Source organism: Larkinella humicola, assembly GCF_008727875.1.
Taxonomy (GTDB): Bacteria; Bacteroidota; Bacteroidia; order Cytophagales; family Spirosomataceae; genus Larkinella; species Larkinella humicola.
In genome coordinates, this window is sequence record NZ_VTWS01000001.1 from 1 (window position 1) to 20507 (window position 20507).

Annotated in this window: 13 protein-coding genes; 9 read left to right on the forward strand and 4 right to left on the reverse strand. The window is 53.9% G+C overall.

Features of this window, described 5'->3' with window-relative positions:
- The 3 genes from F0P93_RS31400 to F0P93_RS00010 all read left to right on the forward strand — a co-directional run.
- Positions 1 to 314: T9SS type A sorting domain-containing protein (locus F0P93_RS31400; RefSeq protein WP_191908688.1), on the forward strand; the 314-nt coding region annotated here is incomplete at its 5' end.
- An 86-nt stretch (positions 315 to 400) separates the two neighbouring features.
- Positions 401 to 3259 carry a putative Ig domain-containing protein gene (locus F0P93_RS00005; RefSeq protein WP_150874349.1) on the forward strand — a complete coding sequence of 953 codons (2859 nt, stop codon included), beginning with the start codon at positions 401 to 403 and terminating at the stop codon, positions 3257 to 3259.
- A gap of 56 nt (positions 3260 to 3315) precedes the next feature.
- Positions 3316 to 6150, forward strand: a complete 2835-nt coding sequence (locus F0P93_RS00010; protein WP_150874350.1) for a putative Ig domain-containing protein — start codon at positions 3316 to 3318, stop codon at positions 6148 to 6150.
- A gap of 15 nt (positions 6151 to 6165) precedes the next feature.
- Here F0P93_RS00010 and F0P93_RS00015 read toward each other — a convergent pair whose 3' ends face one another.
- Entirely contained in the window at positions 6166 to 6588 is a 423-nt protein-coding gene (locus F0P93_RS00015; protein WP_150874351.1) for a response regulator, read from the reverse strand.
- 100 nt (positions 6589 to 6688) lie between these two features.
- Between F0P93_RS00015 and F0P93_RS00020 the strand changes: the two genes are divergently transcribed.
- From F0P93_RS00020 to F0P93_RS00040, 5 genes are all read left to right on the forward strand, one after another.
- Positions 6689 to 7243, forward strand: a complete 555-nt coding sequence (locus F0P93_RS00020) for a response regulator (protein WP_225309309.1) — start codon at positions 6689 to 6691, stop codon at positions 7241 to 7243.
- A gap of 481 nt (positions 7244 to 7724) precedes the next feature.
- Complete coding sequence (locus F0P93_RS00025; RefSeq protein WP_150874352.1) at positions 7725 to 11087, forward strand: SusC/RagA family TonB-linked outer membrane protein; 3363 nt, start codon at positions 7725 to 7727, stop codon at positions 11085 to 11087.
- Between the two features lie 18 nt (positions 11088 to 11105).
- Positions 11106 to 12893, forward strand: a complete 1788-nt coding sequence (locus tag F0P93_RS00030; protein WP_225309310.1) for a RagB/SusD family nutrient uptake outer membrane protein — start codon at positions 11106 to 11108, stop codon at positions 12891 to 12893.
- Between the two features lie 8 nt (positions 12894 to 12901).
- Positions 12902 to 13693 carry a glycoside hydrolase family 16 protein gene (locus F0P93_RS00035; RefSeq protein WP_191908689.1) on the forward strand — a complete coding sequence of 264 codons (792 nt, stop codon included), beginning with the start codon at positions 12902 to 12904 and terminating at the stop codon, positions 13691 to 13693.
- A 315-nt stretch (positions 13694 to 14008) separates the two neighbouring features.
- Positions 14009 to 14413 carry a T9SS type A sorting domain-containing protein gene (locus F0P93_RS00040; protein ID WP_150874354.1) on the forward strand — a complete coding sequence of 135 codons (405 nt, stop codon included), beginning with the start codon at positions 14009 to 14011 and terminating at the stop codon, positions 14411 to 14413.
- 87 nt (positions 14414 to 14500) lie between these two features.
- Here the strand turns inward: F0P93_RS00040 and F0P93_RS00045 are convergent, their stop codons facing one another.
- A complete protein-coding gene (locus tag F0P93_RS00045) occupies positions 14501 to 15049 on the reverse strand; it encodes a hypothetical protein (protein ID WP_150874355.1) in 549 nt (182 codons plus the stop codon).
- A 163-nt stretch (positions 15050 to 15212) separates the two neighbouring features.
- On the opposite strand from F0P93_RS00045, the gene F0P93_RS00050 reads away from it, so the two are divergent.
- On the forward strand, positions 15213 to 16574 hold the full coding sequence (locus F0P93_RS00050; RefSeq protein ID WP_150874356.1) for a GAF domain-containing sensor histidine kinase: 1362 nt from the start codon (positions 15213 to 15215) through the stop codon (positions 16572 to 16574).
- 61 nt (positions 16575 to 16635) lie between these two features.
- Here the strand turns inward: F0P93_RS00050 and F0P93_RS00055 are convergent, their stop codons facing one another.
- Positions 16636 to 17040, reverse strand: a complete 405-nt coding sequence (locus F0P93_RS00055) for a VanZ family protein (protein ID WP_150874357.1) — start codon at positions 17038 to 17040, stop codon at positions 16636 to 16638.
- A 225-nt stretch (positions 17041 to 17265) separates the two neighbouring features.
- Positions 17266 to 20133, reverse strand: coding sequence for a PVC-type heme-binding CxxCH protein (locus F0P93_RS00060; protein ID WP_150874358.1), 2868 nt, complete (start codon positions 20131 to 20133; stop codon positions 17266 to 17268).
- Between the last annotated feature and the right edge of the window lie 374 nt (positions 20134 to 20507).

Here is a 20507-nt window from a genome sequence, read left to right on the forward strand (position 1 = left end):
TGAAAGGCTCACCGAAGGCCTACCAGTGTGCCCCGGCCCGGTTGTCGGCCGAAACCCCATCGGATTTGCAGGTGACGGTGTTGGGCAACCCGGTTGCAGAGCAGGTGGCGGTCGAAATCCGGGGGGCGGAAGGCCAGCCGCTCCGGTTGCAGTTAACGGATGCCAGCGGGCGGCTGATCAGTCAACGGCACGTTCCCAAAGCCGGTTTGGTCGAGCGACACCAGTTCGATGTCAGCCAGCAAGCCCCCGGATTGCTGTTTCTGCGGGTCACCAATTCCACCCAGTCTACATTTCTCAAACTAATCCGACCCTAAAGCGTCGCTCCTGTTCATTCCGACTTGTAAAATCAACATGCCCGCCAACCGGGCCTCTATCCACGTTCAACCTCAATTTTTCTCTTATGACAACTTTTACCCTAGCAAAAACAGAATACCGGATTCGGCTTTTCAGTCTATTCTTACTCCTGCTTACTACCGGTTTTGGAGAGATGCTCCAGGCGCAACCGATCAAGGTATTTGACAAAACGTTTGGAGGGGCGGACCGGGATGATGGACAGGTGATGCTAAAAACCGCCGACGGAGGCTATCTGGTGGGAGGATATTCTGATTCAGAAGCTACTGCGGACTCGCCCAAAGAAGCACCACTCTGGGGAGACAGAGACTACTGGTTGATCAAGTTCGATGCCAGCCACAACAAACAGTGGGAAAAAACCTATGGGGGCAGTGAAGGCGATTACTTGCGGACGATTGTGGCCACCCCGGACGGTTACCTGCTGGGCGGGGAATCCAGTTCACCCAATGACGGCAACAAGGAAAGCGAATCGTTTGGTAGTGATGATTTCTGGGTCGTAAAAATCGACTTTGCCGGCGAAAAACAATGGGATAAATCCTTTGGGGGAGATGAGGCTGACAACCTCTGGTCCATCGTGACCACCTCCGATGGAAAGTTTCTGCTCGCCGGATACTCCAATTCGGGCGATAATGGCACTAAAACCGCTGAAAAGAAGGGAGATGATGACGCCTTTGCCCCCGATTTCTGGGTCGTCAAGATAGACGCCGATGGGAACCAGCTATGGGATCAAACCTATGGCGGTGAGTATAGCGACCGCCTGAGAAAGATCGTGGCCACGGCTGATGGAAACTTTCTGTTGGCCGGCACTTCGTCATCCGATGCTTCTCCCCCGGAAGACTTGACGGGCAAAACCGAAAATGGCCAGGGAAATAGTGATTACTGGGTTGTCAAAATCAATGCAGATGGGGTTAAGCAATGGGATAAAACCTTCGGCGGAGATAATAGCGATGACCTGTATGGTCTGGTGACAACCGCTGACGGGGGGTATGTTCTGGCGGGTTACTCCAATTCAAATACAAGTGGCGATAAATCCGAGGATTCAGAGGGGAGAACTGATTTCTGGGTTCTTAAAATTGATCCCACCAATGAGATCGACTGGCAGCGAACCGTGGGAGGACCGGATGATGACTATTGCTACGCACTGCTGGCCACCAGCGACGGAGGCTTTCTGCTCGGGGGCACCTGGGAATTTTACTATACCGTTGAAACGCCGACCCGGTATGATTACTGGGTTGTTAAACTCAACGCCGACGGGAACACTCAATGGGAAAAAAAGCTGGGAGGGGGTAGTAATAGCGACGATATGATCCAGGCGTTGCTGGAACCGACGGCGGGGAACTACCTGCTGGCCGGGTATTCCAATTCGGAAATCGGCGTCGACAAAACCGCGCCCAATTTGGGAAGTAGAGACCTTTGGCTGATTCTGCTCGAAGACCCCTGTGTTCCTCCGACGATTTCCATCACTTCCAACGTTTCTACCCAACCGGTTTTTCAGAACACCCCGGGCGTCGCCCTTTCCATCACCGGTTGCACTACTGGCACCCTCAGCTGGAACGGCCCCAACGGCACCACCGGAACCGGCACCACCATCTCCGTGCCCACCTCCGCCACCGGTACGCTCGTCTACTCGGCCACCTGTACCGCCGGCAGTTGCACCAGTTCCCCCGCGTCCACCACGATAACCGTTGCACCCCCACTCATTACCGGCTCCTTCGACGGTTTTGTCTACGGTGCTGACTGCGCCACCTTCCGCGGATGGGCCTGGGACCGCAACAAACCCAATACCGCCGTCTCCGTCGACATCCTCGACGGGCCCAACGTCATTGCCTCCCTCTCCGCCGATGTCTTCCGACAAGACCTGCAATCCGCCGGAAAGGGCAACGGACGACACGCCTTCTTCTTCACCATCCCTGACAATCTGAAAGATGGCTTGCCCCACAACCTCTCGGCCCGCGTTTCCGGCAGCAGCTTCATTCTGAAAGATTCGCCGAAAGCGCTGATCTGTCAGGGAACCGGATCGCCCGCCAACAAGGCCCCCGTCTCGCCCTCGCCCACCATCCTCATCGCGCCCCTGGTCGCCCAGGTCGGTGTGCCCTTCGCCGGAACGCTCGTTGCCTTCACCGATCCCGAAGCACAACCCCTCACCTACGCGCTGGCCGGTTTACCCGATGGGTTGGCCATCAGCATGACCAGCCGGGTGATCTCGGGTACACCGACCCAAGCAGGCACGTTTGTGCTGACCTATTCGGCCAGCGATGGCGTGCTGACCAATTCGGTGAGCTTTCCGCTGACCGTTAACCCCGCTTCCACCACGACCGTGACGGGCAGCTTCGAGGGCTATCTCGACAAGCTCGACTGTGGCGGCATCCGCGGCTGGGTCTGGGACCGCAACAAACCCAACACCCCGCTGACGGTGGAATTCTATCTGGAAGGATCGGGAACGGTTTTAGGCAGTGCGCTGGCCAACATCTACCGCCAGGATCTGAAAGACGCGGGCAAGGGCAACGGGGCCCATGCCTACAACTTCAGCCCGCCGGGCAGTGTGACCAACGGGACGCTGATCCGGGCGCGGGTGCTGGGCAGCACCTATGACCTGAAAGGCTCACCGAAGGCCTACCAGTGTGCCCCGGCCCGGTTGTCGGCCGAAACCCCATCGGATTTGCAGGTGACGGTGTTGGGCAACCCGGTTGCAGAGCAGGTGGCGGTCGAAATCCGGGGGGCGGCAGGCCAGCCGCTCCGCTTGCAGTTAACGGATGCCAGCGGGCGGTTGGTCAGTCAGCGGCACATTGAAGCGGCAAAACCGGTCGAGCAGCAACGCTTTTCGGTGCAGGGACAACCGGCAGGCTTGCTGTTTTTACAGGTCAGTAGTGGACTAAAAACGGTCAGTTTGAAAGTTTTGAAGCAGTAAAAAAGGGTAAACCATCAGAGCTACCAGTTTCCATTTATCTAATCAACTATCGAATCATGAAACCGCCTTTACGGACGCCATTTTTCGGCCGGTGGCTGCCGGTGTTGTTCCTCTTCGTGAGTACCTATCTGAGTGCGCAGGTTACCAAAGTTTTCGACAAAACCATCGGCGGAAACGATTATGAGGATGCACGATTCATTCTTCCAACCGAGGGCGGATTTTTGCTTGGCGGAAATTCCTTCTCGGGTATCGGTGGTGATAAATCAGGAGACAATCTGGGAGCATCTGATATCTGGATTGTAAAAGTCGATGCCAACGGGAACAAGCTCTGGGATAAAACGTACGGCGGAAGCGGTTATGATTATGTAAATACCATCGTTGCGACGCCCGATGGCGGTTTTCTGCTGGGAGGAGGATCCGAGTCCAGCAAAGGGAATGATAAATCGGAAGATGGCCGGGGTTACGGCGATTTCTGGGTCCTGAAGATCGACAAGAATGGGAATAAAAGCTGGGATAAAACCTTCGGTGGGGAACGGGAAGAGCAGGTAGCAGCGATAGCGGTTCTTCCGGAAAATAAAGGGTATCTGTTGGCCGGGGGCTCTGCTTCATCACCCAATCCGGATCGAACGGCACCTTTAAAAGGAGAAGGAGACTATTGGGTGGTCCGGATTGATCCAGATGGGAATAAACTCTGGGATAAAAGCTATGGCGGTTCTGCCTTTCAGAATGTGTCAGGAATCGTTCCAACAACGGATGGCAAATTCGTGCTGGTGGGCTATTCGTGGTCCAACGCGGGGGGCGACAAATCCGAAAACGTACGCGGATCAGGTGATGATTTTAGTGATTACTGGCTGGTCAAAATAGACGAAGACGGGACGAAGATCTGGGATAAAACCATTGGTGGTGATAAGGAGGATACGCCAGCTTCCGGGGTGGCTACGGCAGATGGCGGGGTGGTGATTACCGGGCTTTCCTTTTCCAATCAGGGTTTTGAAAAATCGGAGAACTCGTTCGGTTCATCCGACGTTTGGGTGGTCAGTTTAGATGCGGATGGGAACAAAAGATGGGATAAAACGATGGGCGGGGCGAGGCAGGAAAATTGTTTCAGTCTACTAAAAACAGCCGATGGCGGTTTTCTGGCAGGTGGAACGTCTCAGTCGAACCGAAATGCGATCAAGTCGGAAAATAGCCGGGGAGACTGGGATTATTGGGTGGTTAAATTAGGATCGGACGGCACCTGGATCTGGGATAAAACCCTGGGTGGATCCGATGAAGAATTCCTGTTTGGCGCTTGCCAAAGCACCGGTGGCGATTTTTATCTGTTGGGACAATCCTATTCCAACGCCAGTGGGGATAAAATGGAAAATTCGAAAGGACTTACCGATTTCTGGTTGGTCGCTTTAAAGGAGACGCCCTGTACGACTCCCACCGTGACGTATACTTCCAATGCAAGTAGTTCTCCCATTTTACAAAATACGCCGGGTGTCATGATTACGGTGAATGGTTGTGAATCGGGGCAAATCGCCTGGACGGGTCCAGACGGCACTCAGGGAACAGGCCCATTTATTCCCGTGTCGACCGCGGAAGTCATGCTGAGAACGTATTCCATTACCTGTACCAAAGGTAGTTGCCCGGCTACCATTACCCCGGCTTTGGAGATCGTCAAATCATCGGTTACGGGCTCGTTCGACGGCTATGTCTATGGGGCCGATTGCAGTACGTTCCGGGGCTGGGCCTGGGACGGTACCAAGCCTAACACGCCCGTTTCCGTCGAGATTCTGGATGGCCCCAATGTAATCGGGACACTGACAGCCGGCGAATTTCGGCAGGATCTGAAAACGGCGGGCAAAGGAAATGGTAACCATGCGTTCTCTTTTTCGATTCCGGAAAGTCTCATCGATAATAATCTGCACAATTTGTCGGCCCGCGTTCGGAATAGTAGCTTCATTCTGAAGGGTTCTCCCAAAGCATTGGTTTGTCGGCAGGGCCGGGATTCTGAAAATCGAAATAAGCCACCGGTCGCGCCCACGCCAACCATCCTGATTACGCCCGTAACTGCGCAGGTAAATGTCCCCTTCTCGGCTACGCTGGTGGCCTTTACGGATCCGGAAGGCGAAGACCTCATTTACGACTTGTATGATTTGCCGGCCGGACTGGAGTTCGATCCCTTCGACCGGATCATCTATGGGACTCCAAAAGTCGCCGGAACGTTTGTACTGGCTTACGAAGCTTCGGATTTCATCGAGCGGAATAGTGTTAGTTTTCCACTTACGGTTCTTCCGGCATCGACGAGCGCAGTAACGGGGAGTTTCGATGGCTATCTGGACAAGGTCGAGTGCGGCACCATCCGGGGCTGGGTCTGGGATCGGAACAAACCCAATACACCACTGACCGTGGAATTCTACACGGGTAATACAGTTTTGGGCAGCACAGTGGCCAATATCTACCGCGATGATCTGAAAAACGCGGGCAAGGGCAACGGCGCACATGCCTACAGTTTCACGGTTCCGGCCGAGTTGAAAGACAACACGTCGCGGCTGATCTATGGTCGGGTGCAGGGCAGCACCTATGTGCTGAAGGATTCGGGCAAACCGCTGCATTGCCCCTCGCCGGTCCGGATGTCGGCCGAAACCGCTTCGCAGCTTCAGGTAACGGTGTTGGGCAATCCGGTTTCGGAACAGGTGGCAGTCGAAATCCGGGGGGCAGAGGGCCAGCCGCTCCAATTGCAACTGACGGATGCCAGCGGGCGGCTGGTTGGCCAGCGGCACATTGACGCGGCCCGGGTGGTTGAGCGGCAGCACTTACCGGTTCGTCAGCAACCGGCAGGGCTCCTGCTGTTACGCGTAACCAGCGGATTAAAAAGCGTGGCGATCAAAGTGGTTAAGCACTAGCAGCGAAACGAACCATCACCCGATGCAACGACCGATCAGCCATTGTTTTCGCAGGGTCAGGATAAGTTGGTTATACTCTTTCAGCAATAAAGGTTTGGTCACAAACCCGTTTGCGCCTAGCTCCATAGCCCGCTGCTGGTCAACGGTTTGGTTGGAAGTCGTCAGGATGACAACCGGCAGGCTGTCATACTTTGGCTCCTTCCGAATCAACGCCAGGGCTTCCAGACCGCCCATAACGGGCATATTCAGATCTAATAATACTAAAGCGGGCAGCACTTCGGCCGTTTCCAGCGCTTCCAGTAGTTCAACCCCGTTGGTTACTACGTTAATCCGGCACTCCGGGCTATGGTGGACAAAGACGTGCTGAATCAAAAACTGGTCGTCTTCATCATCATCGACCACAAAAATACAGGGGTTTTCACAAACAGGATATTTCAATGTCTATCGGTTAAGTCTTGAGCAGCTACATAACCCCTTTCAGGGGGCAAAAAATTCCCGGCCAGGGCCAGAAATCGTTCAGGGTATAACCAGAATTCCAATGGAATGTTCCCTCAATAATCGTTCCGAAAAGACCGTATACTCGAACCGCGGGTTTTATCAAACAGTTGGGCAGCCCCTCAGTTATGTTCTGATAAAAACATACGAAAAGGAAAGCATGGAAACAAAGGGGCCAATTGTATTAATCGATGATGACGAAGATGATCACGAAATTTTAGTACCAATCCTTCAGCAAATCGCCCCTCATAATCCGGTCGTGGTTTTTACCCGGGGACAAGACGCCATTGATTTTCTGCGCACCACGGACCAACGCCCTTTTCTGATCATCTCGGAAGTAAGCATGAACACCATGACCGGCCTGGAGCTTCGGCGGCAGATCGAGCAGGACAATGGGCTGCGCAAGCGGGCTATCCCCTTTATCTTTTTCACCCACCCGGTCTACAAGCACCTCGTCGAAGAGGCTTACGATCTGACTATTCAGGGCTTTTTTGAAAAAAAGAGTAACATGACCGACATCACAACGCAACTGCAAGCCATCATCGACTACTGGTCAAACTGTCTGCACCCCAACCGGTTTGCCTCCCAGGACCTTTGAACCGGGTTGAATACGAATTCAGTGATCACGTGTATTAGCGGTTTTTCGGGTCGATAAACCCGCACCATCGCCCATCGAGGGTCAAATACCGGTCCGGTCCGCCTGTGAATGGCGCGACCGGACCGGTATTTTTTTACAGAGCGATTTGCCAATCAGGAACGGTTGAAATAGAAAGTTGCAAATCAAACGACAAATTCTGCAAATTTTTTGTCAAAAAAATGCTTGATAATGATCGTATTTTGCTGCTAGAATGCGTAATCTGAATGCATTTTCAGATGCTGCACCGACTACGCACCCTTCAACCCTGTCCGTATGAACCGCCATCCGTTTCGCCGTCTGAGCCTGCGCGCTTCGACGAGAATTCCAGCCGACTTACCCCGTTTGAGCCTTGCTGCGGTGCCCCGCCGGTCTGACCCCGCCGATTTGTAGTGAACCCATTACCTAGTTGACCTAATACCTTAAACCAATCAACCCATCCAGTATGAAGCGATCTATACGTTCTCTGATTTTGCAGTATGGCCGACCGATCGGTTGGCTGTGCCCCCTTCTCGGCCTTTGCCTGGCAACCGGGTCGGTTGTGGCCGCTCCGGCGGGGAATGGCCCGATGATCCTCCGGTCGTCAGCCGCGGAAGAAACCATCACCGGCGCTGTAACCGACGAAACCGGCAAAGGACTCCCCGGTGTCAGCATTCAGGTGAAAGGCACCACGCGCGGCACCACAACCGACGCCGACGGAAAATACCGGGTTGCCGTCGACAAAGGAGCCACACTCGTTTTTTCGTTTATCGGCTATACCCTGCAGGAAATCGTGGTGGGCACCCAATCCACCGTTAACGTGACCATGGCCCCCGACATGCAGGCCCTCAGCGAAGTCGTCGTGGTGGGGTATGGCACCCAGAAAAAAGTCAACCTGACGGGTTCGGTGGCCACAGTGTCGGCCAAAAGCATCGAAAGCCGACCGGTTACCAACGTTTCGTCGTCCCTCGCGGGTCTGGCGCCCGGGGTCTTTGTGCGGCAGTCGTCCGGAAAACCGGGTGCCGACGGCGCCACCATCCGGATTCGGGGAACCGGTACGCTCAACAACAGCGACGCGCTCGTCATCATCGACGGAGTGCAGGGCTCGATGGACGCCGTTAACCCGAATGACATCGAATCCATGTCGATCCTGAAAGATGCGGCCTCTGCTTCCATCTACGGATCTTTGGCCGCCAACGGCGTTATTCTGATTACGACGAAAAAAGGATCGGCCAAGAAAACGACCGTTACGTATACCGGTATCCTTTCGTCGGCCCGCCCGAGCAATGTCCCCGAATTCATTTCGGACTACGTTCGCTACATGCGGTTATTCAACGAAAGCAACCGGAACGTGGGCGTGGCAGAAGTCTATTCAGCCAACACGATCCAGACCTGGGAAAAAGCCAACCTGGACCCCAACGGCATCAGTGCGGGGGGCGTTCCCAACTATGTGGCCTATCCCAACACCGACTGGGCCAGTTGGGTGTTTCGGAATGAGATTGTCCAGAACCACAACATTGCCGTCAGTGGCGGGGGTGAAAAATCGTTGTACAACATGTCGCTCGGCTACCTCGACAACCGGGGCGTGATGCAGAATACGGGCATCAAACGCTTCCAGCTTCGGGCCAACATCGAATCGAAAGTAGCGAAATTCCTCACCCTGGGGGCGCAAACATTTGCCTCGACGCAATCGGCCGGAAAAGCCAATACCGATCTGGCTTTTCAGTATTTGTGGCAAACCAATCCCGGTATTTATCCCTACTACAACGGCAAATACGGTTTTCCGGTGGCCGTGGAGGAACCGACCACGGTTAATAACATCTTCTCCTACCTGGACGGCACCGGCGGGCTCGACCGCACCACGCGGTTCAATACCACCCTGTATGGCATCATAACTCTGGCCAAAGGGCTTACGCTGGAGCCGAAAGTCAACTACCAGACGCGATTCAACGAAGGCAATTCCTATGCGCTGGCCGGACCCGCCGAACGCTGGGATTTTTCGACCAACACGCTGAAAGTGCAATTGACCCCCGCCGACCAGTTGACAACCGGCTATTCCTTCAACCGGGATTACCTGCTGACGCTGGACAACGTGCTGCGCTACAGCACGACGTTCGGGAGCGACCATGATTTTGGTGCTTTGGTGGGTTACAACCAGTTCAACTTCCGGTATTATGATTTCAATGCCTCGAAACGCGGTTTGATCGACTACTCTACGACCACGCTGGGCTCGGCGGGTGAAACCTCGAACACGGCGGGTGGCCAGGAATATAACCGCGCGATGCGTTCATATTTCGGACGGGTCAACTACGCGTACCAGTCGAAATACCTGTTTGAAGCCAATTTGCGGTACGACGGTTCGTCGCGTTTTGCGCCGGAAAGCCGCTGGGGTGTCTTCCCCTCGTTCTCGGCCGGCTGGCGGCTCTCGGAAGAACCGTTCCTGCGCGGGCTGAACGAAAAAATTCAGGGCCTGAAACTGCGGGCATCCTGGGGAAAACTCGGGAACAACGGCGCAAACAATAACGTCATCTATGCCGCTGGCGCATCGGGTGATTACGACTACCAGGCGGTTTATGGCAAAGTTCCTTATTCGTTCAATAATGTGGCAACCACGGGGCTGGTGCAGGCCAAATATGCCAATCCGCTGCTGCTCTGGGAGTCGACGAGCGTAACCGACATCGGTCTGGAAGGTGCCTTGTTCAAAGGCCGGATGAATTTCGAACTGGACTGGTACCACAAACTGACCGACGGTATTTTGACGACCCCGCCCATTTTCCTCACCGCCGGAACGAAAGGGGCTCCCACCCAGAACACGGCGGGTGTGCTCAACAAAGGGCTGGAGTTGACGCTGGGCTGGCGCGACAAAATTGGGGAAGTCGATTTTTCGGTGAGCGGCAACGTGGCGTATAACATCAACCGGGTGACGAATTACCGGGGTGCCCTGGCCGAAGGCTATACGACCGATGCGGCCGGTAATAAAGTCTATAGCTCCAACATCGGCCAGGTGTCGAGCGGGGGAGATACCCGCATTCTGGAAGGCCACCCGATCAATGAGTATTACCTCCTAGACGTGTACAAAGGTGACGGCAGCCGGTCCAATTCCGACGGAACGGTCAACATCAACGGCGGCCCGACCGACGGCATGATCCGGACACCGGAAGACCTGGCGTGGGTGCAGGCGATGATGGCCAAGGGGTATAAGTTCCAGCCGGTCGGCACGATCGGGAAAGGGCAATTGTACTACGGAGACCTGATTTATGCCGATGTCAACGGCGACGGCACCTACGGAAACAATTTCGACAAGCGGTTTTCGGGCGTAAGCAGCACTCCCAAATTTATCATGGGTCTTTCGCTCAGTGCGTCCTGGCGTGGGTTTGATTTTTCGATGCTTTGGGCCGGAAGTGCGGGCATGAAATACCTGTATAACCAGACGGGGGTCAATGGAACGCGTACGACGCTAACCAATTCGATCGGCACCCGGATTGCCGACGACCACTATTACTACAACGACGCCAACCCGAGCGACCCGGCCAACAACATTGGTGGCAAATTTCCGCGCCTGAAATACAACTCGGATAGTCAGACGAATATTCCCAGCAGCTACTGGTTGTATGATGCCTCTTACATCAAGCTGAAAAACCTGCAGATCGGCTACACGATTCCGACGGCCTGGGGTGCTAAAATCGGGATGAGCCGCGCCCGGGTGTTTTTGTCGGGCGAGAATGTCTTCATGATCACCAAATATCCGGGTCTCGATCCGGAAGTGGGAGCCAACGTCTCCTACCCGACCATGAAACAGTATGCCGTGGGCCTGAACGTAACGTTTTAATCGACACCCTCCAAGACTATGAACTTCCTTCGATTGATAAAAACTATTGGCAAAACGGGTATCAACAAAGCAGGCCTGGGCCTGATGGTGGTGCTCAGCCTCGGCAGTTGCGAAAACGACCTGCTGGACACGACTCCCTACGGCTCGATCAGCTCGGCCAACATGTGGGTGAGCGATAACCTGACCGACCTCGGCGTCACCGGGGTGTATAATGCCCTGCGGCTGGGTATTCAGACCGGTGGGGCTTCCGACCGGGAGTTGTACCAGATGGACGGCATGGGATTTACCTCCTCGAGCCGCGGGGGCAACGACATGATCAACGCCACCTCGACCACGTCGAGCGGGCGGTTTTTGAACACCTGGAAAGAACTCTACGAAGGTGTCCACCGGGCCAACGACGCCATTACCAACATTGCGGCCAAGTCGCCCTCGGCGGCCGACAAGAAGGCGCGGCTGATTGCGGAGTGTAAATTCCTGCGGGCTTATTTCTACCTCCGCCTGAACCAGCTCTATAAGGGCGTTCCGGTGTACCTTGAACCCGTTACCGTTCCCGAGATGAACCGCCCCCGCGAAACGGAAGAGAAGGTCTGGGAAGTAGTGATTCAGGATTTGACTGATGCCATCAACGAACCGAACCTGCCAGCCAAATACGCGGCCAAGGCGGCTAATTACGGACACGTGACGAAGGGCGCGGCCTATGCGCTACGGGGAAAAGCGTACCTCTACCAGAAAAAATACGCCGAAGCCGCGGCTGATTTTGCCAAAGTGAAAGACGCCGGGTACAAACTCTTTGCCGACTACAGCAAATTGTTCAAGGAAGTCAACGAGCAGTCCGACGAAATGATTTTCTCGATCCAGAATACAGGCGTCGACACCTACGGTTCCACCACCCAGTGGTATTGCGGAACGCGTTCGTCGTTCGGTTCGTGCTGGAACAACTACTACGTTTCGACTTCCGTGGTGGACCTGTACGAAAACAAGGACGGTTCCAAATTCAACTGGGACGCCATCATTCCGGGTTTCAGCAGCATGCCCGCCGATAAACGCGAAGTGTTCTTTTACCGGAATGGCCTGACCGCAGCCGAAATCACCACCGGCACCAATAAGGGCCTCAACATGGCCCTGTATCTGCCGAATGGCAACGAGGAGCGGATTGCGAAAGCCTACCAGAACCGCGACCCCCGCCTGCTCAGCAACGTGATTGTGCCTTACGCGACGTATCTGGGCCGCCCGCAGAACGGTGCCGATCAGGTGTATACCAACCGCTGGCCGTCGCGGAGCGAAACCCCACCGGTGCTCGACTTATTCACTGATTCGCGGAGCCAGTTCTTTTACCTGCACCGCAAATTCGTGTACGAAGGCTCGACCGAATTGCTCAACCGCCAGTTTGGTCCGATCGACTTTCCGCTCATCCGCTACGCCGATGTGCTGCTGATGTGGGCCGAAGCGCTCAACGAGCAGAACAAACCGGCGGAAGCCGTGGCACTGGTGAACGAAGTACGCGCCCGCGCCGGGGTTGGTTTGCTGAATTCCTCGGCAGCCACGACGGTAGCCGGACAAGCCGATCTGCGCGAACGGATCCGCAACGAACGCCGGGTTGAGTTTGTCAACGAAGGCGTCAACTACTTTGACGAACTCCGCTGGGGATCGCTGAAAGACAAGGTGTTTACGCCGGGCAGCGGGGTGAACCAGATCTGGGGCAGCATCACCATTCCCTATACCTGGAAAGACAACATCACCGTCTGGCCGATTCCGCAAACGGAAATTGAAATGAATCCCAAACTGATCCAGAATCCCGGCTGGTAAACGATACCGTGAAAAAAATCATCCTTTTCGCTTTCCTCGGGTGGTCTTGTGCGAATCCTGGCACAAGACCACTGGTTTCCGGTACGGCCATTGAAGACAGCCCACTGGCCAAAACGTTTCTGAACGACGGCTACCAGGCGGTTTGGCGGGACGAATTCGACGGTACGTCACTGGACCTCACCAAATGGGAATACCGTCAGTTGGGCGTGGTGCGCAACCTGGGGCGGGTGGCGAAAGAAACCGTCCGGCTCGATGGCAAGGGCAACCTGCTAATCGAGTTGCAGAAAGTTGGGAATGAGTACAGAATCGGCCAGTTGGGTACGGAGAAATTCTACAAAACGAAGTACGGTTATTTTGAATGCCGCGCCCGGATGAACCACGAGCCGGGACCGCACGTGGCTTTCTGGCTGCAAACCCCGACGATGGGCAAAGTCATTGGCGATCCGGTGAACTCCGGCGTCGAAATCGATATTTTTGAATACCACCGCAAAGAACCTGCAACGATCCACCACAACCTGCACTGGGACGGTTACGGCAGCGATCACAAAACGGCGGGCAAAAAAATAACCGTGCCCGCGATCGAGACCGGCTTCCATACCTTCGGTCTCCTCTGGACGGAGAAAGAATACGTTTTTTACGTGGATAACCGGGAAACTTGGCGCACCGCCACCGCCGTTTCCCAAACGGACGAATACCTGCTCCTGAGCCTGGAACTCACCGGCTGGGGTGGTGACCCCGCGCTGGCCACGCTCCCCGACGATGTGGCCTACGATTACGTACGGGTTTACCAGAAAAAATAACCGGGGGGGTTCGGTGTTGCAATCCGGCCCCTTATTGAAGTTGATTAGGATGACATAGGAAAAGAATAATGAATGTAAAATGATGAATGCTAAATGTAAAAATTGTTCTCAATCCAGCATTTTTACATTTTACATTCATCATTTTACATTCATTATTTCCTTTCTTTTTATTTTGAAGGAAAATAACATCATAAACAGGTTCATCACCTCTTTCCCAAAAGTAGCAGTTATCGACTCATTTGTGACAGCCTTTTCTGCCGTTGATGCCGACCTTTGATTCATTCAAACAGAAACAAAAATCAAACATCATACGCCATGAAAACGCTCATCAAATCCCTGCTCGTTGCCTTTACCCTGACCGCCGTAACCGTCTCGGCTTCCGTGGCTGACACCAACAAGCCCGCTGGAAAACCCAAAACCGCAGCCGCCTTCAAAAGCAGTATGTATAAGACAATAGAAGGCAAAATCCAGATTGCCCTGCAAAAAGAAACCGGCGGAACGGTGTTTGTTCGATTGACCAACAGCGCGGGCAAGGAGTTCTTTGTGAAACAGTTTGGCAAACGCCAGGAAGCGGCCCGGGTGCGTCTGGATGTCAGTGCATTGCCCGACGGTGTCTATCAGGTCGCCATCAGCAACGGGGTCGAAACCACCACGCAGGAATTAACGCTGGCCACAACCCCGCAGCCCCAGGTGGCTCCCCGACTCGTCGCTATCAACTAAAAATGAACCCTACCTCCATAGACGTGAAAAGCCGGCTCCGATTGGGTCGGCTTTTTTATAATGCACTTGACCTCATTTCACGTTCACTTATCTACGAGGCATCGAAGGGAGCTGACGCGGAGAAAGCAAAATTCCATACCGGGTTTCCGTTTGAGGTTTCAGCCGGTTATACACTTCATAGTGGGCTTGCTGAATTTTATACAACTCCACCGACTCGGGAGGACAGGAATAGGTGTATCCGAAAACAAAATGGGGATAAATAAACCAGCAATGATCTCCGGGCCTCGTATTTTCAGGCAATTGCCATTTGCCTGCGGTACTTTTTATGTTAGTAACAATGATCGTTTCATACGCTTCCCGCAGATTTCCCTCCACCCGGATGCTGTCTATTTTTCCCTGGCTATTGACCCGGAAATGAAAGAGCGCTGATTCGGCTTTGCAATCATCCATTTTATCGCGAACCGTATGGCCCAGATAATTCGACAAATTCATCAAATGGGGCTGTTGCACATAGAACAGTGCTTGTCGCACATCCATTGGATTAAATGTTGGCTTCCACGAAGTAGACTGAGCCAAGGCCGGAAATCCTACACGTAGTAAACTGAACAGCAAGGCGATACGAAGAAGAACATACATAGTGTTAGCAGGTGAAGCATTCCGACGATCTTCCTTTTTAAAACAAATCGGGGGTCAGGCTGGTTAGGTGCAAAAGATACATCCTAAACTCCTTCATTGATCAATTCATTCATCCGAAAACCGTATTCGTCCTGCCCAACCGCTACCAGACTGTTAATTACTGATGCAACCGACTTTTTCGCCTGAAGAAATCAACCGAATAAATGCGTTAAAAGCGTATCATATCCTTGATTCACTGCCCGATAGTGATTACGATGCCATTACCGACCTGGCTTCCCAAATCTGTCAAACACCCATTTCACTGATTAGCCTGATCGATGACAAAAGGCAGTGGTTTAAATCCAACCACGGACTCGATGTACGGGAAACTCCGCGCGAACTGGCGTTTTGTACCCACGCCCTGCAAAATCCTCTGGAAACCTTCATCGTAACCGATTCCAGAAAAGACGACCGCTTCGCGGGCAATCCTCTGGTTACCGGTGAACCGCACGTCATTTTTTACGCGGGAGTCCCCCTTGTGGAATCAAACGGTTTTGCCCTCGGTTCGCTGTGCGTCATCGATCACGAACCGAAAGTGCTGGATGAACACCAACTGAGCGCGTTGAAAATTCTGGCGAAACAGGTGGTGAACCTGCTGGAGTTGAGAAAAGCAAACCATGAACTGAGGAGAAACGAAGAGCGTTTTCAATTGATGGTCAGCAAGCTGGAGGAACAGGTCTACGAACGCACCCGGGAACTGGAAGAGGTCAACAAAGAACTGGCGGCTTCCAATAAGGAGCTGCTGAAATCCAACGAGCGATTGCTCCAATCGAACAATAGTTTGCAGGAGTTTGCGTATGTGGCGTCTCATGACCTGAAAGAACCGCTGCGCAAAATCCAGTCGTTCAGCAGCATGCTATCGGATCAATACGGTTCGGTGCTGGAACCTTCGGGTCTGGACATATTGAACCGCATGAAAATGGCGGGCGAACGGATGTCTACGCTGATTACGGATCTGCTCAACCTCTCCCGCCTGTCAACCCAGCGGGAGGTCGATATTCCCGTTTCGCTCACGGCGCTGGTAAATCTGGTGGTGACGGACCTGGATGGCGTTATCTCGGAACTGGGCGCGCAAATCGAACTTGACCCGCTTCCGGTGGTGCTCGGCGATTCCCGTCAACTCCGGCAGCTCTTCCAGAACCTGCTCAGCAATGCGCTCAAATTTCACAAGCCTTCAGCCTCCCCGCAAATCCAGATCAAAGCCCACTGGATTGCCGGGGAAAATCTGCCGGATGGCGTTCAGACGCGCGGAAAAGCAATCGCGTACCATTGTATCGATGTCATCGACAATGGCATTGGTTTTGATGTCCAGTATGCGGAGCGAATTTTTCAGGTTTTCCAGCGCCTTCATGGCCGGAAAGAGTATGCCGGTACCGGAATCGGCCTGGCTATTTGTGATAAGGTGATCAAAAACCACGGCGGAGCCATTGTGGCCACCAGTCAGGTGGGTCAGGGAGCCACGTTCAGCGTTTTTCTGCCCGTTTGAGTTTCCCACCAAGGGGCATGCTGCGACCGGCCGAATCGTCACCAGGCTTCATCCGACCCCATTACAGACTCACTTTCAGCCATTTCAAGGTTTGCATCCCCCCGTAGGCCACCAGCAGACCAAGGAATGACCCAACACCCCCCCAACCAATGTCGGCCCAGCTAAAGTGCCGGTGTGGCATCGCGATCTGTCCCGCTTCCGCAATGGCCGCAATACCGGTGAGGCCCACCAGGGTTGCCAACCACCAAACCGATGACTTCCGTAGACGAAAGAGCCAGACACCCGTGATCAGCCCTAAAAAGACGAAAGGAACCGCCGTGCGTAAATCGCCATTGGCCCGGGCGTCGGTCCAGTTCGCGATCCAGTCCGGCACAAACCAGACCAGCGCCATATCCGGATTCGGAACCCAACTCAAGTAAAACACCAGGGCAATGCCAAGCGCAACCAATAGAAAGACAAGCCGCATACGTTCAAATGAAATTTACGCTGAATGTAGGCGGTATATTTTACTTTTCCATTCCCGGTAAATCGCGAATTGATCCAGTCAAAGAAAAGGCTGGTAAAGTACCATCGGTTTTGGATGGGAACGCGGATTGAACGGATCGAGCGGATTTACACCGATTAAACTATAAATCCGTTTTTTGATCCGTTTCAGCCGTCCAATCCGCGTTCCCATCCAAAATCAGTGAGCTTACTCTTCCAGCGCCTTCGCCAGCACCTGCTGAATTTCGTGATTCTCGTGCGAGTGTTCCATTTTCCCCAACCGCTCATTCAGTTCTTTCAGCACTTTTTTCGAGTCATTCGATCCAATGGCCCCAATGCGTTGAACCGCATACGGCATGATTTTCGGAAGTTTGGCTTTCTCGGCCATCTGCAACAGCCGTTTGGCATCCACAACGGCCAGCGGTTCGGCGGCATACCACACCATCAGCGGCAGGTTAGGGTCGTCTTTGTCTTCGGTTTTCTGAACCAGCGCTTCCAGCACGTCCCACCGCTGAGCCGGTTCCAGACGCAGCATCGCCGAGGTCAGGTAAAGCCGTACCAGAGCCGAATTGTCATTCTGGGCCAGGGCCGCAAAGCGTTTCAGGGTTTCCGGCGCAACGGTTTTGTCCTCCGCCAGCAGTTGAATCGCCCAGCTTCGGACGTATTCGCTCTCGTTGGCAAGCAGGTCTGCCAGCTCTTTTTCGGTCAGCCCCTTCGTCACGTGCAACGCCCACAGCGCCCGGAGTTTCCGGGTGGCATCGGGATTTTTAACCAGTATTTCCTTCAGGGCTTTGTGAACCTTCTTGTTGGGGCCGCGCTCCTGCAAAATCGTACGGGCCTGTCTGACATACCACTCGTTCGGATTAAGCTGCTGATTCACCAGCTCCAGATCCGACGCTTTCGACAGATCGACCTGCACCCACTTGTCATTTTCGTGGGTAATCTTGAAAATCCGGCCCATCGTTTTGTTGTGCACATCCGGGTTTGAACTGTGGCACTGGTTTTTATCGTACCAGTCGATGGCAAAAACCGATCCGCTGGGGTCGTATTTCATATTGAGCCACTGCGACCACGAATCGTTCATGGCCAGAAAATCCGGTTTGTGTTTCACCGAATAGCCCGATCCCGACCGGGTCGGATGATCCTGGTTTAGCCGGGCTCCGTTGATGTTGTTCATAAAAATATCGTTGCGGTATTCCTGCGGCCAGCTATGGCCGAGGTAGATCATGGCCCCGGCGTGGGCGTGTCCCCCTCCCGCTGCCGCCGACCGGAAATTGCCGGCATGAGGACCCCGTTTGCCCAGCCAGTGGACGTGATCGGCGTGGGTTTTGATGTCGTCGTAGGTATACGGGTTGAAATGTTTGCCGGCCTGCCGGAAATACCGCCCGCCCTGAATCATGTGATACATGTGCGGAATGACGCAGGCGGTGATGAAGGCATGTCCGTAGTCGTTGAAGTCGATGCCCCAGGGGTTGCTGGTGCCTTCGGCAAACAGTTCAAACTGGTGGTTGGTCGGATGATACCGCCACACCCCGGCGTTCAGTTTGGTCCGCTCCGAATCCGGTGCGCCCGGTTTTCCAACGTTCGAATGCGTAAAGACGCCGTGGTTGCCATACAGCCAGCCATCGGGTCCCCAGCGCAGGCTGTTGAGGGTTTCGTGGGTATCCTGCGTGCCCCAGCCGTCGAGCAGCTTCTGGGCCGGGCCGGTTGGTTTATCGGTTTTGAAATCCGCCGGAATGAACAGCAGATAGGGAGCTGCCCCCAGCCACACGCCCCCCATGCCCACTTCCATCCCGCTGACGAGGTTCAGCCCCTCGGCAAAAACTTTTTTCTTATCCAGCGTTCCATCGCCGTTGGTGTCTTCAAAAATCAGAATGCGGTCCCGACCCTGGCCTTCGGGTGCCGGAACCGGATACGTGTGTGATTCGACCACCCAAAGCCGACCCCGCCAGTCGATGGTGAAACAGATTGGTTTGATGATGTCGGGTTCGGCGGCTGCCAGCGTAATCTTGAATCCTTTCGGCAGGGTCATCACCTTAGCGGCTTCCGTACCGGAAAGGCCGGCGTGAAGGACAGGATCGAGGGGCGGCAGAATGATGATGTCCTTCTGATCCAGCTCGTTCGGAAAGGTGGGGCGGGTGGGATAAAACAGAAACGAATCAAAATTGATGTGCGCCCACTTGTCGTTCGGAATGTACGGAATCTGGGAAATACCGGTTTCGTTGTCGATGATCCGAATGAAAATATCCTGGTTCAGATACGGTTGCAGATCCACGACGGCGGGTTGGAGTGTGGCCCGACCCTGTCCGGTAATGTGGTAAATAATCTTATTGGTTCCCGCCTGAACGAGTTCGACGCGCGTATCCTGCAACGCCCCGCCCGACACCCGGAAAGCCGCAAACGGCTGGGTTACTTTAAACGGTACGGAAGTCAGCGTCCCGGTTTGTTTGTAGTTCGCCGTTCCCCCGCTGCTCAGGAAATATTTCCCTTCAAAACCGATGTTCATTTCCTTTTCATGCACCGGCGACGGATCGGCGTTCACGAGCGGGTTGGCAAAGGCGTCGCCGGTGGCCGTCCAGTCTTTCAGCGTTCCGGTTTCGAAGTTCAGGTTGAGCGGCTGGCCGTCTTTCATCGGCACCTGCCCGGCAATGGTGGCGTCCGAAATCACGCCCTCCACCACCTCGATGGCCCCCACCATCCCGGCGGCCCGGTGGCCCGGAACGGAACAATAATACGTATCATTCTGACCAGCCGTAAATACGATGCTGGTGCTGGATCCTTTTTCGAGGATCGTCTTGCTTTTCAATTTGAGTTTTTCCAGCGCAATGTCGTGCGTCATGGTCTCCCCGTTGGTGATCGTAATGCGCACCCGGTCGCCTTTGTTGGCCCGTAAGGTGGGATTTCGCGCGCCGTTCTTACTGAAAAAACCGGTCATATTCGCTTCCAGCGCATAATCGCGGTCAATCTTCGTGGTGTCCTGATTGGATCGGGTGGGAGAGATTTTTGCCAGAGGATCCGTTTGGGTGGTGGCAAGGATGGCGAAAACAAACGGAATGAGCAAAAGGAGTTTGTACATGGGAACAATTCATAAAGGTCTAGGAATCTATACGTTAAAATTAGGAGAAAATTCAATGTCTCCAACGTTCCGGCTATCCCAAATTTAGGCCCGTTGAAACAGCATTAGCACTCAACTTTGTCAGAGCTTTCGCTTGTTTGCCCCTCAATTCCCTTATTGATTTAAACAAAATAACCGCTGGATTTAGGTTGTGGCTTATCAGCCCACGGCTTTAGCTGTGCGTAAATTGAAGTGAAACCAAATCATTACGAAACCGTTTTAACGGTTTTGCCATACCACGAAACCGTTAAAACGGTTCTGGTAGCAGGGATTACTTTTCGCTTTAACCACAGCTTTAGCTGTGGGCTGATGAACATTTACTTCGGCGGTTGTTT